Annotated in this window: 14 protein-coding genes; 10 read left to right on the top strand and 4 right to left on the bottom strand. The window is 33.2% G+C overall.

The window, feature by feature from the left end; translation table 11 throughout:
* Positions 1–29: 29 nt before the first annotated feature.
* From AC1RPY_RS02500 to pyrE, 7 genes are read left to right on the top strand one after another with little or no spacing between them, the layout of a single operon-like run.
* A complete protein-coding gene (locus tag AC1RPY_RS02500) occupies positions 30–1,304 on the top strand; it encodes a solute carrier family 23 protein (protein WP_481761310.1) in 1,275 nt (424 codons plus the stop codon).
* A gap of 14 nt (positions 1,305–1,318) precedes the next feature.
* Complete coding sequence (locus AC1RPY_RS02495) at positions 1,319–2,269, top strand: aspartate carbamoyltransferase catalytic subunit (RefSeq protein WP_481761311.1); 951 nt, start codon at positions 1,319–1,321, stop codon at positions 2,267–2,269.
* Complete coding sequence (locus AC1RPY_RS02490; RefSeq protein ID WP_481761312.1) at positions 2,266–3,555, top strand: dihydroorotase; 1,290 nt, start codon at positions 2,266–2,268, stop codon at positions 3,553–3,555. The genes AC1RPY_RS02495 and AC1RPY_RS02490 overlap by 4 nt, the downstream gene beginning before the upstream one ends.
* Before the next feature lie 3 nt (positions 3,556–3,558).
* A complete protein-coding gene (locus tag AC1RPY_RS02485) occupies positions 3,559–4,635 on the top strand; it encodes a carbamoyl phosphate synthase small subunit (protein ID WP_481761313.1) in 1,077 nt (358 codons plus the stop codon).
* Positions 4,636–4,637: 2 nt separating this feature from the next.
* Complete coding sequence (gene carB, locus AC1RPY_RS02480; RefSeq protein WP_481761314.1) at positions 4,638–7,823, top strand: carbamoyl-phosphate synthase large subunit; 3,186 nt, start codon at positions 4,638–4,640, stop codon at positions 7,821–7,823.
* Positions 7,824–7,839: 16 nt separating this feature from the next.
* A complete protein-coding gene (gene pyrF, locus AC1RPY_RS02475) occupies positions 7,840–8,553 on the top strand; it encodes an orotidine-5'-phosphate decarboxylase (protein ID WP_481761408.1) in 714 nt (237 codons plus the stop codon).
* A complete protein-coding gene (gene pyrE, locus AC1RPY_RS02470) occupies positions 8,554–9,180 on the top strand; it encodes an orotate phosphoribosyltransferase (RefSeq protein ID WP_481761315.1) in 627 nt (208 codons plus the stop codon).
* A 42-nt stretch (positions 9,181–9,222) separates the two neighbouring features.
* On the opposite strand, the gene AC1RPY_RS02465 is transcribed toward pyrE, so the two are convergent.
* Entirely contained in the window at positions 9,223–10,926 is a 1,704-nt protein-coding gene (locus AC1RPY_RS02465) for an NFACT RNA binding domain-containing protein (protein WP_481761316.1), read from the bottom strand.
* Positions 10,927–11,081: 155 nt separating this feature from the next.
* On the opposite strand from AC1RPY_RS02465, the gene AC1RPY_RS02460 reads away from it, so the two are divergent.
* The 3 genes from AC1RPY_RS02460 (at position 11,082) to xerS (ending at position 14,088) form a co-directional block, all read left to right on the top strand.
* Positions 11,082–11,501: a MarR family winged helix-turn-helix transcriptional regulator gene (locus AC1RPY_RS02460; RefSeq protein WP_481761317.1), complete on the top strand. Its 420-nt coding sequence runs from the start codon at positions 11,082–11,084 to the stop codon at positions 11,499–11,501.
* Positions 11,502–11,528: 27 nt separating this feature from the next.
* Positions 11,529–12,395 carry a DegV family protein gene (locus AC1RPY_RS02455; RefSeq protein ID WP_481761318.1) on the top strand — a complete coding sequence of 289 codons (867 nt, stop codon included), beginning with the start codon at positions 11,529–11,531 and terminating at the stop codon, positions 12,393–12,395.
* A 622-nt stretch (positions 12,396–13,017) separates the two neighbouring features.
* A complete protein-coding gene (xerS, locus tag AC1RPY_RS02450; protein ID WP_409022540.1) occupies positions 13,018–14,088 on the top strand; it encodes a tyrosine recombinase XerS in 1,071 nt (356 codons plus the stop codon).
* Between the two features lie 42 nt (positions 14,089–14,130).
* Here xerS and AC1RPY_RS02445 read toward each other — a convergent pair whose 3' ends face one another.
* The 3 genes from AC1RPY_RS02445 to AC1RPY_RS02435 all read right to left on the bottom strand — a co-directional run bounded on the left by AC1RPY_RS02445 (position 14,131) and on the right by AC1RPY_RS02435 (position 16,754).
* Positions 14,131–14,790 carry an HD domain-containing protein gene (locus tag AC1RPY_RS02445; protein WP_481761319.1) on the bottom strand — a complete coding sequence of 220 codons (660 nt, stop codon included), beginning with the start codon at positions 14,788–14,790 and terminating at the stop codon, positions 14,131–14,133.
* A 61-nt stretch (positions 14,791–14,851) separates the two neighbouring features.
* Positions 14,852–15,781, bottom strand: coding sequence for a manganese-dependent inorganic pyrophosphatase (locus AC1RPY_RS02440; protein ID WP_481761321.1), 930 nt, complete (start codon positions 15,779–15,781; stop codon positions 14,852–14,854).
* 16 nt (positions 15,782–15,797) lie between these two features.
* Positions 15,798–16,754 (bottom strand): LysR family transcriptional regulator, encoded by a 957-nt coding sequence (locus AC1RPY_RS02435; RefSeq protein ID WP_481761322.1) that lies wholly within the window; start codon positions 16,752–16,754, stop codon positions 15,798–15,800.
* Between the last annotated feature and the right edge of the window lie 96 nt (positions 16,755–16,850).

Here is a 16,850-nt window from a genome sequence, read left to right as displayed (position 1 = left end):
CGTTTTTTATATAGAAAGGAAATGAGAAAATGAAAGAAAAGTTTAGAAATGATGATGCTGTACTTGATATCCATGATAGACCATCATTTGGGCAATGGATGGGATTATCAATTCAACATTTGTTCACGATGTTTGGAGCAACAGTTTTAGTACCTATTCTAGTCGGTTTGAACCCAAGTATTGCTTTATTTAGTTCAGGTGTAGGTACTTTGGTTTATATCGGAATTACAAATGGTAAAATTCCAGCTTACCTTGGTTCAAGTTTTGCTTTTATTGCGGTTATGCAAATGTTAATGAAAACATCCGGTTATCCGGCGGTTGCTCAAGGAACGATTGCAGCTGGATTAGTTTATCTGATTGTTTCAATTATTATCGGAAAAGTTGGTTCAGGTTGGCTTGATCGTATTTTACCACCAGTTGTCGTGGGGCCAGTTGTCATGGTCATCGGATTATCTATGGCAACAACAGCAGCAAGTAACGCGATGTTAAAATCGGGTACTTATGATATTAAATATGTTTGGGTCGCAATCTTCACCCTGGCCATTACAATATTTTTCAATATGTATCTTAAAGGATTCATTAGTTTAATTCCCATTTTATTAGGAATTGTCTGTGGCTACATTATGGCCGTCTTATGTGGAATCGTTGATTTTTCTACGGTAGAAAAGGCAAATTGGCTTACATTACCTGCATTCGATGTTGCATTTATAAATTACCAACCTAAAATTTATTGGAGCGCCATTATTGGTATGGCACCAATCGCATTTGTCACAATGACTGAGCATATGGGTCATATAATGGTTTTAAATAAATTAACGAAAAGAAACTTTTTCAAGGATCCTGGACTAAATAGAACCCTTTTCGGTGATGGTGTATCATCAATTATTGCTGGATTTGTTGGAGGTCCTCCAACAACTTCGTACGGTGAAAATATTGGTGTTTTAGCCATGACTAAGGTTCATAGTATTTGGGTGATTGGTGGCGCCGCATTCTTCGCCATTGTCTTTAGTTTCGTTGGAAAAATTAGTGCTTTGATTCAAAGTATTCCAGGACCAGTTATTGGTGGTATTAGTTTTCTACTCTTTGGTGTTATTGCTTCAAGTGGGTTAAGAATCTTAATCGATAATCAAATTGATTATGATAAAAAGCATAATCTGATGATTACTGCCAGTATCCTAGTGTTAGGAATTGGTGGCATGTACTTAAAAGTAGGCGATTTACAATTAACAAGTATTGCACTTGCAACAGTAGTAGGTATTGCACTAAACCTTATTTTACCTAAAGAAGCTAAAAGCGAAAAATAATAGGAGATGATATTTTGTTAGATAAAAAGACAAATTTAGTTCAGTTACAACATTTAGTATCAATCGAGGATCTATCTACAGAAGAAGTTGAAGCATTAATTGAAAGAGCTGAAAAGTTTAAACGAAATCCGTCATTATTTAACTTAAAACATCCTATCTTTACAACAAATTTATTTTTTGAAAATAGTACCAGAACACATAGTAGCTTTGAAGTAGCTGAGCAACGTATGAAATTAAACATTGTCTCATTTAATCCAAGTATTAGTGCACTCAGTAAAGGTGAAACTTTATACGATACTGTTTTAACAATGGGTGCTATTGGGACTCAAATCGCAGTTATCCGCCATCCTGAGAATGAATATTATCAACAATTAATTGGTGATAATGATTTGGGAGTTGGTATTATCAATGGTGGAGATGGGAGTGGACAACATCCTTCACAATGTTTACTCGATATGATGACGATTAAAGAAGAGTTTGGGACATTTAAAGACTTAAAAGTTGCAATTGTAGGAGATTTAACTAATTCGAGAGTTGCTAAAAGTAATATGCAATTATTAAAAAAATTAGGTGCTTCATTATACTTTTCAGGTCCAAAGGAATGGTTTTCTGAAGAATTTGAAGCATACGGTCAGTATTTAGAAATGGACGAATTAGTTGGTGAAGTTGATGTTATGATGATGCTACGTGTCCAACATGAGCGTCATACGGATGATAGTAAATTTTCGAAAAAGAATTATCATGAAAAATTTGGATTAAGTATTGAACGCGGTAAAAAATTAAAAAAACAAACAATTATTATGCATCCGGGTCCGATTAATAGAGATGTAGAATTAGCCAGTGAATTAGTTGAATGTGAACAATCACGATTTGTAAAACAAATGACGAATGGGGTATTTGTTAGAATGGCCATTTTAGAAGCTGTCATTAACGGACGTCATTTAATGGAGGCTAATAGAGCATGAAGAAATTAATTAAAAACGGAACCGTTTTTTTGAATCATAGTTTTAGCCAACAAGATATCTTGATTGAAGACGACAAAATTAAAGCAATTGGCACTAATTTAGCTGATGAACTGTTAAATGTTGATTTAGTTATTGATGCAGAACATTTAATTGTTGTACCCGGGTTAATTGACGTTCATGTCCATTACAGGGAACCTGGATTTGAATACAAAGAGACGATTAAGACAGGAAGTCAGGCCGCTGCCCGAGGTGGTTTTACCACAGTAGGAGCCATGCCTAATTTAGATCCTGTTCCTGATACGTTAGAACATTTTGCTGAAATAAAGCGACGTAATCAAAAAGACGGACAAGTACATATTTCCCAATATGCTGCAATTACCAAAGGTAGAACTTCTGAAGAATTAGTAAATTTTGGAGAATTAAAAAAAGCCGGGGCATTCGCCTTTACAAATGATGGCTCAGGTATTCAGACAGCTGGAACAATGTATCTTGCAATGAAAGAAGCAGTAAAGGTTAATTTACCACTTGTCTCTCATGTTGAAGATAACTCATTATTATTTGGTGGCGTCATGAACGAAGGTGTTCGTGCAAAAAATCTAGGGCTACCTGGTATTATGGGGGTTGTAGAATCATCACAATTAGCCCGAGATTTAATGCTTGCACAAAAAACGGGTGTTCACTATCATATGTGTCACGTTTCTACAAAAGAAAGTGTGGAATTAATTCGACTTGCTAAGAGTCATGGAATTAATGTTTCCTGTGAAGTTTCACCACATCATTTATTATTAACGGATTCAGACATTCATATGGATAATGGTAATTTTAAAATGAACCCCCCATTACGAACTGAAGAAGATCGCCTAGCTTTGATCGAGGGATTATTAGATGGCACAATCGATATGATTGCGACAGATCATGCACCACATAGTGAAGATGAAAAACGCGGTAGCATGCTTAATGCCGCTTTTGGTATAACTGGAAGTGAAACGGCCTTTCCGTTGTTATATACAAGAATGGTTAAAACAGGGATTTTAACATTAGCCCAACTTATTGTTCTAATGAGTGAAGCGCCAGCCAAACAGTTTAATCTAAATGGTGGTACGTTTGAGCCTGGTTCAGTAGCAGATATTGCAATTTTTGATATCAAAAATGAGCAAACAATTAATGAAGCAGATTATGTCTCAAAAGGTAAAAATAGTCCTTTTACAGGGCAAAAAATTTATGGGAAAACAATGTTAACGCTAGTTAGCGGTGAAATCAAATATGATAGTCGAAAGGTTGAGTAAATCATGAAACGATTCTTAATTTTAGAAGACGGAAGTATTTTTAAAGGATTTAGTTTTGGAGCAATGGCCTCAACTACTGGCGAAGTCGTTTTTACGACTGGAATGACAGGGTACCAAGAAACGATTACAGATCAATCATTCAGTAATCAAATTATCACGTTTACTAATCCTATTATTGGTAATTATGGTGTTAATTTGGATGATTATGAATCAATAGAACCTTCATGCAAGGGCGTTATCGTTAATAATGTTGCTAGGGTTTCTAGCAATTGGCGTCAACAATTAACCTTAGATGAATTTTTAAAACAGAAGGATATTCCTGGAATATATGGCATTGATACACGCGAATTAACAAAGAAATTACGAAATGTAGGAACGATGAAAGGAAGCATTATTGATTCCGATGCTGATTTAAATCATGCCTTTGATGCAATGAGTGCAACTGTACTCAACCAAAATATCGTCCAACAAGTTTCAACGATTAAACCCTATCCTAATCCTGGAACAAAATTAAACATTGTATTAGTCGATTTTGGGTTAAAGCACAGTATTTTGCGAGAGTTATCTAAGCGTGATTGCAACGTAATTGTTTTACCGTATAATGCAACTGCAAAACAAATATCTGATTTACAACCTGATGGTGTCCTATTATCGAATGGGCCAGGGGATCCCAAAACTTTACCGGAGGTTGTTGAGATGATCAAAATGATACAACCTAAATTTCCGATTTTTGGTATTTGTTTAGGACATCAGTTACTAGCACTAGCAAACGGTGCAGATACATATAAAATGAAATTCGGACATCGTGGATTTAATCATCCGGTTAGAGAAATTGCAACTGGACGAATTGATTTCACCTCACAAAATCATGGATTTGCGGTGGATAGCGATTCTATCGATTCAGATAAACTGATAGTGACACATCGTGAAATTAATGACGAGTCTGTTGAAGGAATTAAACATAAAACTGATCCAGCATTTAGTGTCCAATTTCATCCGGATGCTGCGCCTGGTCCACATGATGCAGATTATTTATTTGATGAATTTATTGAAATGATAAACCGAGTTGGGAGAAAATAAATATGCCTAAGAGAAATGATATCCATAAAATAATGGTTCTTGGATCTGGTCCTATTATTATTGGTCAGGCCGCAGAGTTTGATTATTCTGGTACACAAGCTTGTTTATCTTTAAAAGAAGAGGGTTACGAAGTTGTTTTAGTGAATTCCAATCCAGCTACAATTATGACGGATAAAGAAGTTGCAGACGAAGTGTACATTGAACCTTTAACGGTAGAATCAGTTTCAGGTATTTTACGTAAAGAGTATCCAGATGCCATTGTACCAACTTTAGGTGGTCAAATTGGCCTTAATTTAGCTATGGAATTGTCTCAATCAGGTATATTAGATGAATTAAACATTGAATTATTAGGTACTAAATTAAAATCAATTGATCAAGCTGAAGATCGTGAACAATTTAAACAATTAATGCAAGAGTTAAATGAACCCGTTCCGGAATCACTAACTGTTGAAACCTTAGAGAGTGCGCTAGAATTTGCAGATATTGCAGGATACCCAGTTATTGTTAGACCTGCATTTACAATGGGTGGGACTGGTGGTGGTCTATGTAAAACAGCTGAAGAACTTAGTAAAACGGTTGTTAATGGATTAGAGCTATCACCAACAACACAATGCTTGATAGAAAAGAGTATTGCAGGATACAAGGAAATTGAATTTGAGGTTATGCGAGACCACGCTGATAATGCAATTGTTGTTTGTAGCATGGAAAATTTTGATCCTGTTGGTATTCATACAGGAGACTCTATTGTCTTTGCACCAACTCAAACCTTATCTGATAGAGAGTATCAGATGTTACGAGACGTATCCTTGAAATTAATTAGGGCCTTAAAAATAGAAGGTGGTTGTAATGTACAACTTGCTCTAGATCCTCATAGTTTTAAATATAATATTATAGAAGTTAATCCGCGTGTAAGTCGTTCATCAGCATTAGCTTCAAAAGCAACGGGATACCCAATTGCGAAGATAGCTGCCAAAATAGCAGTTGGATTGAATTTAGATGAGATTTTAAATCCAGTGACTAAAACAACTTTTGCTGAATTCGAACCAGCATTGGACTACGTTGTTGCTAAAATACCACGTTGGCCATTTGATAAGTTCAATCGAGCAAATCGTTCACTTGGAACGCAAATGAAGGCAACTGGTGAGGTTATGGCAATTGGTCGTAATATGGAAGAAAGCTTGTTAAAAGCAGTTCGATCTTTAGAAATTGATGAAGATTACTTGTGCTTAGATAATGCTCAAAATGCAACTGACTCCCAACTTGAAAACCAGTTGGTTAATGCAACTGACCAGAGATTGTTTTATTTAACAGAAGCAATACGTCGCGGGTACACAATTGAAGAAATTGAAAAACTAACAAAAATAAATTTAGTCTTTTTGGATAAATTAAAACACATAGTCGAAATTGAAATGTCGCTAAGTATCAATATTAAAGATATTGACGTCCTTATTGAAGCTAAAAAACATGGTTTTAGTGATAAAGTTATTGCTGATATTTGGCACGAAACTTCGGAGGATATTAGAAAGTTTAGAATAGAAAATAATATTATTCCAGTTTATAAAATGGTTGATACCTGTGCTGCGGAATTTGAATCAGCCACACCATACTTTTATAGTACGTACGAACATGAGAATGAGAGTTTAAAGAGTAAAAAACAAGCAATTATGGTTATTGGTTCTGGTCCCATTAGAATTGGTCAAGGTGTTGAATTTGATTACGCAACAGTTCATTGTGTTAGAGCTATCCGTGACGCAGGATATGAAGCAATTATCATGAATAGTAATCCAGAAACCGTTTCAACTGATTTTTCAATCGCTGATAAATTATATTTTGAACCATTAACATTGGAAGATGTTTTAAATGTGATTGATGTTGATAAACCTTTAGGTGTAATCGTTCAGTTTGGTGGACAGACAGCAATTAATCTTGCTGCGGGATTACAACAGTATGGCATTAAAATATTAGGAACGTCTGTTAACAATTTGGATCGTGCTGAGGATAGAGAGTCATTCAACCGAGCGATTAAGCATCTAGGATTAAAACAACCCATTGGTAAGACTGCAATAACACAAGAAGATGTGCTTAAGCGAGCAACAGAAATCGGTTATCCCGTTCTTGTTAGACCTAGCTATGTTTTAGGTGGACGTGCAATGGAGATTGTTCAAAATCAGGTTGAACTCGAATTATATTTGCTAAATAACGTTAAAATCGCACCACAACATCCAATCTTAATTGATAGTTATCTTGAAGGTATTGAGTGTGAAGTAGATGCAATTTGTGATGGTGTTTCTGTCTTAATTCCAGGAATTATGGAGCATATTGAACATGCTGGAATTCATTCAGGCGACTCAATGGCTGTATATCCATCACAACATCTATCAGACAAGATTAAAGCAGAAATCGTTAATGCAACTAAAAAGATTGCACTTGAACTAAAATGTGTGGGATTAATGAACCTTCAATTTATTGTGCATCAAGATGAACTTTATATTTTAGAAGTTAATCCACGTGCCAGTCGTACCGTTCCATTTTTAAGTAAAGTAACAGGTATTAAAATGACCCAGGTAGCGACTAAAATTATATTAGGTTATGATTTGCAAGAACAAGGTTACCAGGATGGTTTATACCCAGAATCTAGTTCTGTTCATGTAAAAGCGCCTGTGTTCTCATTTAGTAAATTGAATGATGTTGATCCATTTCTAGGACCAGAAATGAAATCAACCGGGGAAGTTATGGGAACGGATCAAACATTTTCTAAAGCACTCTGCAAAGCATTAGTAGCCGCTAATATTAGTTTATCAGGTAATGGTTCCGTATTAGTAAATGTTAACGACAAAAATAAAAATGCTATATTACCACTTGTTCAACGATTTGTTTTACTTGGTTACAAAGTTTTAACATTACCAAAAATGGTTGATTTCTTTTTAGATAATCAGATTAAAACGTTTACCAGTACAGAGGCATTAAGCGTTAACCGACAATTAGATGATATTAATAATTTGTTACAAACTGGAACCGTTCAATTTGTTATCGATACACTATCAGATGATCACGATAAAGCATCATATGGTTATCAAACGCGTAAAATATCAGTAATGCAACATATTCCATTGTTTACATCTTTACAAACTGTTGATGTACTTATTCAAGCGTTAGAAAGCCAGTCATTTTCAGTAGCAGCACTATAAAAATTAAGGGGAGTAGATAATGATTAATCGACCTATCATTGCTTTAGATTTTCAGAATAGAATGCAAACGACAGATTTTTTACAGTTATTTCCTCAAGATGAACAACTATTTGTTAAAGTTGGTATGGAATTGTTTTACAGTGAAGGAACTCGTTTTGTTGAAGAATTAATTGATCAGGGGCATGACATTTTTCTTGATTTAAAATGTCATGATATTCCAAATACTGTTCGGCAAACTATGACCAGTTTAAGTCGACTAGGTATTTCATTAACAACAGTCCATGCGGCTGGTGGCGTTGAAATGATGAAATATGCATTAGATGGATTAGACCAAGGTAATTCCTCAATAAAAATGCCGAAAATAATCGCAATTACACAATTAACTTCTACCAGCCAAGAACAACTAGAAACGGAACAATTGGTTGAACGACCATTAATTGAAAGTGTCGTTAATTACGCTAAGTTAACAGAATTAGCTGGATTAGCGGGTGTTGTTTGTTCAGCACAAGAAGCTAAAATAATTAAGGAAGCAACTTCCAAAAACTTTTTGGCAGTCACACCTGGAATACGATTGGAAGGGCAGGCAGTAAGTGATCAAAAAAGAGTAATGACACCAGCTGCTGCAAAAAGAAATCAAAGTAGCGCCATCGTTGTCGGACGATCAATAACGCAAGCAGTAGATCCGTTTGCTGCTTACCAAGCAATCAAAAAAATGTGGGAGGAAGCTTAAATGAATTTAGCAGAGACAGTTGCCAGTGATTTATTAGAGATTGGTGCCGTAACTTTATCGCCAAAGAAGCCGTTTATTTGGGCAAGTGGACTAAAAAGTCCAATTTATTGTGATAATCGGTTAACGATTAGTTATCCTGAAATTCGTACTAGAATCGCTAAAGGCATAGCAGGTATTATTCGTGAAAAATATCCTGATACAGAGGTAATTGCAGGAACGGCAACTGCAGGAATACCCCATGCAGCATGGATTGCTAATGAATTAAATTTACCGTTAATTTATGTTAGAACAAAGCCTAAAGATCATGGTACTGGTCAACAAATTGAAGGACGATTAATCAAAGGACAAAAAACTATTTTAATTGATGATCTCATTTCAACTGGTGGAAGTGTTATTCAAGCAGTTAATGCAGCAAAAAATGAAGGCGCTGATGTTCTAGGTGTCATCGGTATTTTTAGTTATGAACTAGCGGCAAGTACGACAAATTTTGCTGATATTAAAACACCTTTTGAGACATTAACTAATTATTCAACACTTATTAAAGTAGCTAAGGAACAAGAAAAAATTAATTCTGATGAAAAATTATTATTGGATAAATGGCGTATCAATCCAAGTAATTGGTTATAGTAAAAAAGTTTCAACTAAGAATAATTTCTTAGTTGAAACTTTTTATTTACGACGCATAGCCATAATTTTTTGTAAGTCTGGTGTAATAAAGGTTGAGTTTTGACCTTCGTAGACAACAAAACCTGGCTTTGAGCCATTGGGCTTTTTAATCCGTTTAACTTGGATATAATCTACTGGAACAGATGCTGATTGACGATATTTTGAGAAATAAGCAGCTAAGTTAGCCGCTTCTGTGACTGTTTCATCACTAGGATTAGAACTGTGAATAATTACATGGGAACCAGGAATGTTTTTAGCATGTAGCCAGATGTCAGATTTATTGGCTGTCTTCATGGTTAGTTGATCATTTTGAAGATTATTCTTACCAACAGAGATAAGGGTTCCATCTGTTGCATAATATTCATCTGGTTTACTTATTTTAATTTTAATTGCTTTTTTATTTTTATTCAATTTTTGTTCTTTTAATAAACCTTGTTGTTGTAATTCAACCTTAATATCTGGTAAGTCTTTAGGTTCAGCTAACTCGATTTCTGATTGAATTTCTTCTAAGTAAGCAATTTCTTTTTTATTTAGGAGAAGTTGCTCATTAACAAATATAACTGCATTCTTTTGTTTTTGATATTTTTTAAAATATTTTTGTGCATTTTTTGAAGGTGAAATTTGATTGGATAATTGAATGGTCATTTCTTTTTCATTATCATAGAAATTAGGTAATGAAACTTCTGTCATTCCTTGTTTAACTAAGTGAAGATAAGTAGTTAATAATTCACCTTGGACCCGTAATTGATCCGCTGTTTCAGTATTTTTTAAAGTTTTTTCTAATTTTTTTTGTTTACCACGGTTCTTTTTGAGCTCATTTTTAACAACGCGGATTAAATGGCTACCTTGTTGTTGAACGCGGTCTTTATTTGCTTTATCGAGATAGTAAGTATCCAGCATTTCGCTTAATGAATCGAATTCTTGACCAGTACCAATTTCTTTATTTGGAATGGCCGAAAAATCAAGACGTTTGCCAGATAAAATAGTTGGTGTCGGTGTATCAAATTGTGTGAAGAAAGTTGACCAGCTGACACTAGGGTCTTCAACATTAGTATGAAGTGCAGTTGCAAGATCTAAACTAGATTGACCAGCGAGACCTTGATAGCTATTTTGAAGTTCCTTCGCTAGGACTTCCTTATTTGGAAACTCGGATAAAAGTTTTTTAAATGTATCAGTTGTATCTGTAAATGGATTTAATTTATCTTGAGCTGGTGGCTGACGATAGGTTGCACCAGGTATTAGCATACGATATCGATTTTGGTCTGAACTAATATGTTTAATGGTATCCAAAACCTTATCATTAGTTGGATTAATTAGTAGACAATTACTATAACGTCCCATCATTTCTAAACTTAAAATTAGAGGTTGTTCATCACCAAGTTCATTTCTAGTTAAAAATGAAAAATTAATAATACGATCATTAGCAATCTGATCAATTGCTACAAGTTGACCGCTCTCTAAATATTTACGAAGCATCATAGTAAAATTAGTTGGTGTTTTAGGATTTGAATAGGGAATATTTGTAATTTGTGCACGAGCATAACTTGAATGTGCAGATAATAGTAAGGGTTGATTCTTTCTATTTGCACGAATTGTAATAATAACCTCATTAGGGTAGGGTTGTGATATTTTTGAGACCCGACCACCGATTAGTTTGGTTCTTAGTTCACTAATCATTGCATGAGTAAAAACGCCATCAAATGACATTTAATCAACTCACTTTCTATAAAATATGTTTAATAACTACAAGTGTAACGTTTTAAACGATAAATCGCAAAGAATCATTATTGAATAGTTTTCTTGCCATTTTTAGTCTATATATTGTATAATGCAAGGTATATCGAATTTAAGGGGTCAACAAAATGAAAACAAGTCTTGAAAACTTACTATCAATTGATAAACAGTATAAAGTGATTTTACAACGTTTAACTAAAAAAAATCAATTAACAATATCTGAGTGGCAGTTATTAAAGAAAATAAGTGCTAAATTTAACACACAGGAAAAATTGGCCGTAGAAACAGATCTAGATATCTCAACACTAAGTCGACAATTAAAACGCTTAGTTGAAAAAGAAATGCTTGATAAGCATAGTATCGGTGACGATAAACGCCAATTGATTTATACAATGACTGAAATCGGCGTTGAGTCGTCAAAAGCAGTTGATAAAGGTTTTACTGAACTTGAAGCAACTATTTTTGAAAAGTGGCCAGAAGATGAACAAAATTTATTAAGAATATTATTAAATCGCTTAGACAAAAGTCTAACGAGGACTGACGTTTAAACCGTCATAAAATGAGGTGTTTAATTAATGAAAATAGCAATTGTAACAGATAGTACTTCGTACCTATCTAAAGATCAGATTGAAGAGAACAATATTACTATAATTCCTATCCCAGTCATTATTGACAATAAAATTTATAATGAAGGCGTTGATATTACAACTGAAGGATTCTATGAAAAATTAAAGACATCTGCATCCTTTCCAAGTACCTCACAGCCTTCTGTTGGGGAAATGATTAACTTATATGATAAATTAGGTAGCGAAGGCTATGATATTATTTTAAGTATTCATTTAACAAATACAATTTCAGGATTTATTGATAATTTAAAAAATATAGCACCAACAATTGAGTCAACTCGTGTGATACCGTATGATTCTGGTATCACAGTTATGTTAATGGGATATTTAGCTTTGGAAGCTGCTAAAATGGCTAAAGAAGATGCCTCTATCGATGATATCATTGCCCGATTAGATGATTTGAAGACAACGTTAGGTGAATATTTCATTGTTGATGATTTGCAAAATCTTGTACGAGGCGGTCGTTTGTCTAATGCTTCAGCCTTTATTGGAAGTGTTCTTAAAATTAAGCCAATTTTAACATTTGATAGTGTTTCAAATAAAATTGTTGCATTTGAAAAGATTAGATCAACTAAGAAGGCAATTAAGCGTGTAGAAGATTTATTTGAAGAGCATCGTGCATCTGTTGATTATCCTTTACGTGGACTTATTATTCATGCAAATGATGAAACGTCAGCAATTAAGTGGCAGACTAAAATGAAGAAGAAATATCCTGATATGACATTTGATATCAGTTACTTTGGACCAGTCATTGGGACACATTTAGGTGAAAAAGCATTAGCATTAGCGTGGATTAAAGACTTTGATCAAGCTTAAGAGTTATTAAAACTAACAACCGGTTTAATCGGTTGTTAGTTTTTTGTTTTCAAATAATAATTAAGATGTAACTGTGACTAGATAATAGTATGTCGGAGAAAATAATTTTAAGTTAATAGATAAAGTTTAAAAGCATCAAATGAGTGGTAAATTGAGACTTATCATATTAACACTATCCAACTTTAGTTAAAACACACAATTTAATGAAAGTTTAGTAGCGCAATATCTTACTGATTTTAAACAAGTCTATTTAAATTATCATTCGTTTTGTATTTGTATCTCGCTCATTTTATTTTATGTAAATATAATTTGTTCATCATAAAATATATTTACAATTATTATTCTCCAATAAATTATATAATTAACACTAATATTTGTAGATACATATCAAGCATGACGACCATAATTTGCCAAATTATGGTATTAGCTATATAAGGATTACTTAAAATCTAAAGTATTAAATATATTAGTTATTTTGTGAATAAACACTAATTTTAAATAATATGTATCATACTGTTTGATATAAGAACATTTTGCGTTCAACTTTCATTAAAGTTGAATTGTAACTCTTTAATGTGTTATTCTCTACGTATTAAACTATCCGTTATAATGAGGTGTATTTTTGAGAAAAGAAAAATATTTAGAATTAATTGAGAATGAATTACAGTACCAACCTTGGTATGCGCAGGAATACTATCAATCTAAATCTACAATCCCCCTATCCAATGCAACGTTATATCAATATTTAACAGAGTTTAGACGTTTTTTTGATTGGTTACTGGCAGAAGGTATTGTTAACGAAAAATCAATTAAGACAATCGATATTAGTGTTTTAGAACATTTAAAAAAGGAAGATATGGAACTATATAAATCCTCCCTACTTTCTAGAAGTAAATCAAATAATGCAAATAGCAACACACAACTCTCTAGGAGCACTGTAAATCGTTCTCTAACAGCGATTTCTTCATTGTTCAGGTATCTTTCTGAAGAAACGGAAAAAGAAGATGGAGAGCCATATTTTTATCGTAATGTGATGAAAAAAATTACTGTCGTAAAAGATAACGAAACGTTTGCTACACGTGCAGCAAATATTAAAGATAAATTAATGCTTGGAACTGAAGATCGTGATTATATTAACTTTATTGATCAAAAATATGCCGATTTGTTAAAGCCTAAAGGTCTTTCCTTTTTCAAACGGGATAAAGATCGCGATATTGCTATTAACGCTTTAATGCTAGGTAGTGGTTTACGGGTTTCAGAAGTTGCAAATAGTGACCTACCTGATTTAAATTTAAAAACAAATAATATTACCGTCATTCGAAAAGGTGGCAAGAAGGATACTGTGCCAATTGCACCGTGGGTAATCCCCTATCTTGTTAAATATATTGAAGTGCGTACAATGAACTATAAAGTAGATAAAATGGAAAAAGCCCTATTTTGTTCATCATATCGTGGAATTGGAAAACGCATTGAGAGTGGTACAATTGAAAAATTGGTAGCCAAGTACTCATCTGCATTTAAAGTCCGTGTTACGCCGCATAAACTACGCCATACACTCGCTTCTAAATTGTACCTAGAGACGAAGAATGAACAACTTGTAGCAACACAATTGGGTCAGAGTTCGACAAGTGCAACTGCGTTATATACCCATATGATTGATGAAGAACAACGGAATGCTATTAATAAATTATAAAATAAAAACGATTAACTCGATATTGAGTTAATCGTTTTTATTTTATGACTTTCCTTCCCATTCAGATTTGAAATTCTCAAGGAAATCTAACATAATTTGATGTCTATTTTTAGCCATTCGTTTTCCTGGTTCAGTGTTCATTGTTTCTGTAAGTGTCAATAACTTTTCGTAGAAATGGTTAATGACCGTTTGATTCTCAATATTCCTGTATTCTTCTGGGGTCATATTTCTTCTTGGACCACGATGTGGATCATATATTTTACTGCCAACATGTCCACCGTAATAAAAAGTTCTAGCAATACCGACAGCACCAATTGCATCTAATCGATCAGCATCTTGAACAACTTTTGCTTCTTCGGGCAAGTTAATAGTATTATCGTTCAATTGGTTTTTAAAAGAAATTGATTTAATAATTATTAAAATATCATTAATTTGAAGTGAAGTTAAATCAATAGATGTTAAAAAATTTGTTAAATTAGTTACTTCTTCTTTAACATTATCGACTACTTTATCATCAATTACGTCATGTAAATAACTACTAAGAACAATTATTAAATAATTGATATTATGAATTTCTGAGGCAATCGTTTTTGAATTTGTAACGACTCGTTCAATATGAGCAAAGTCATGTCCAGAAGTATCTGACGCTAATTTATTTTGCGTATATATTTTAACTGCTTGAATTTGTTCTTCAGGTAGCATCCTAAATTCTCCTTAAAATAAAAAAGCTTAGAGATAAAGTCTAAACTTTTAAGATTTTTTATTAAGCTTCAAAAACAGCTTGTAATTGAGGAACAACTTGTTTTTTTCTTGAAACAACACCAGGTAATGACAATTTGTTATCAGAAAGTTTTGTGTTGAAGGCTTTTTCAACCATTTCTTTAGGTTCTCCAACAACTAATAGTTCTGAATCACTGTCTAGGATATTTGTAACTAATAGTAAGAATAAATCATAATTATTAGCTTTACTATCATCTTCAATCGCTGAAACTAGTGCAGCTTCACGGTTAAAAACTTCTTCTAAATCAACGGTATTAACTTGAGCAACACGTACTGTTTTACCAGCCATATCAAAAGATTTGGCATCTCCGTTAATCAATTCTGTTTCAGTTTTGCTAGATAAATTAGTTCCAGCTTTTAACATATCTAATCCGTATACATTGTAATCAGTGTTACTAATTTTAGAAAGTGCTTTAGTTGCTTCAATATCAACTGGAGTCGTTGTAGGTGATTTGAATAACAATGTATCAGAAATAATAGCTGACATCATTAATCCTGCAATATTAGCAGGAATTTCAATATTGTTTTCATTAAACATTTTCCATAGGATGGTACTTGAACAACCGACAGCCTCTGCGCGGAAATTAAGAGGCATATTGGTTGTGAAATTAGCAATACGATGATGATCGACAACGTCTGTTACAACAAGATCAGCGATATCAGAAACACTTTGTTGAGATTCATTATGATCAACTAACATAACTGATTCAACCTCATTTTTAGCTGTTTCAATAATTCTTGGTTCAGGTTCATTAAAGTAATCTAAAACAAATTTTGTTTCTTCACTTAATGTTCCTAAGGTAACGGCTTCAGTATCGAAACCTAATTTATTTTGTAGATATGAGAATGCTTTAGCAGCTACAACTGCGTCTGTATCAGGACTTTGATGTCCAAAAATTAATTGTTTAGTCATTATTATAATCTCCTTTTTATTTGTTAATTTCTTTAAGTCGAGTCATGTAATCTTTTTCTTCTAAAAATTTATCAAATGCATTTAAAAAATGTTCATTTCTAGGAATTTCATCTTTATCTTTTCTAAAGACAAATGACAAATCAAATTTTATTTCTGGATCAAAATGAGATGTCCAAAGGTCTTTGCTTTCAGGATGAGCCGTTAAAAATGAAGTTGGTAATGCTGAATAAGCATGTGTTGCACGAGCAAATTTTAAAATCTGTGTGGGTGATGTAAATCTAGCAACACTCTTTGGCAGGTTAACTAATTGATTTTGATAAATTGTTTTAATTGTTTTATCAAGATAATAATCACTTGGATAAGTGACCCAAACATTATCAATTGTTTCTTGAAGTCTAACTTTCTTTTTAGAAGATAACTTTTCATTATGATGTAAAAACAATAAATCTTCAGTAAAGATTTTCTTACTTTCGTATGGTTTCCAGTTTTTAATACTTTCATCTGGAAGATACATAATAGCTAAATCAATTTTATTATTCTCAAGTTCACTCCAAATTTCTTTACGCGTTAGTAAATGGAATGACACAATAATATCTGGATTATTTTTATAGTACTGGATAACAAAATCATCAAACACTTCGTCTTCGATTGAAGCCAAAATCCCGATAGTAATTTCTCCTTGTGTTGCACTTGTTGATTGTTGAATTTCATTCGTTGCTTTATTTAATGTTTCATAGATTTGGTGTGTTGCATCTAGCATTGTATAGCCAGCATCAGAAAGATGTAATTTTTTACCAACAGAATAAAAAAGTGGTGCACCAACTGTTCTTTCTAATTTTTTAATTTGCTGTGTTAATGCAGGTTGTGTGATTCCTAATATTTGGGCTGCTTGCGTATAATTCATTATATCTGCAAGCTGTAAAAAATATGTTAACGTTTTTGATGAAAATATATTTTCTTGCTTTGTTTTCATATTAGCGTGATCTCCTCAGTTCTAGAAATTAATAGTCATATTAGTATAATAAGCGTAATAAAAAAAAAGAGCAAACAAATTTGCCTTTTTTTAACA

This window comes from Dellaglioa sp. CoH-56-MRSF-12 (genome assembly GCF_056782075.1).
Note: the sequence above shows the minus strand (reverse complement) of the source record. Positions and strands in the feature narration are given on the sequence as shown.

Excerpts from the sequence above, each read along its gene's own strand:
- AC1RPY_RS02445 (WP_481761319.1), bottom strand. The coding sequence starts at position 14,790 with ATGCTACCTGAAGAACAAATTCAAGCAGTTAAAATATATACGCAAAAT.
- AC1RPY_RS02460 (WP_481761317.1), top strand. The coding sequence starts at position 11,082 with ATGAAAACAAGTCTTGAAAACTTACTATCAATTGATAAACAGTATAAA.
- carB (WP_481761314.1), top strand. The coding sequence starts at position 4,638 with ATGCCTAAGAGAAATGATATCCATAAAATAATGGTTCTTGGATCTGGT.
- AC1RPY_RS02485 (WP_481761313.1), top strand. The coding sequence starts at position 3,559 with ATGAAACGATTCTTAATTTTAGAAGACGGAAGTATTTTTAAAGGATTT.
- pyrE (WP_481761315.1), top strand. The coding sequence starts at position 8,554 with ATGAATTTAGCAGAGACAGTTGCCAGTGATTTATTAGAGATTGGTGCC.
- AC1RPY_RS02500 (WP_481761310.1), top strand. The coding sequence starts at position 30 with ATGAAAGAAAAGTTTAGAAATGATGATGCTGTACTTGATATCCATGAT.
- AC1RPY_RS02490 (WP_481761312.1), top strand. The coding sequence starts at position 2,266 with ATGAAGAAATTAATTAAAAACGGAACCGTTTTTTTGAATCATAGTTTT.
- AC1RPY_RS02435 (WP_481761322.1), bottom strand. The coding sequence starts at position 16,754 with ATGAAAACAAAGCAAGAAAATATATTTTCATCAAAAACGTTAACATAT.
- AC1RPY_RS02440 (WP_481761321.1), bottom strand. The coding sequence starts at position 15,781 with ATGACTAAACAATTAATTTTTGGACATCAAAGTCCTGATACAGACGCA.
- AC1RPY_RS02455 (WP_481761318.1), top strand. The coding sequence starts at position 11,529 with ATGAAAATAGCAATTGTAACAGATAGTACTTCGTACCTATCTAAAGAT.
- AC1RPY_RS02465 (WP_481761316.1), bottom strand. The coding sequence starts at position 10,926 with ATGTCATTTGATGGCGTTTTTACTCATGCAATGATTAGTGAACTAAGA.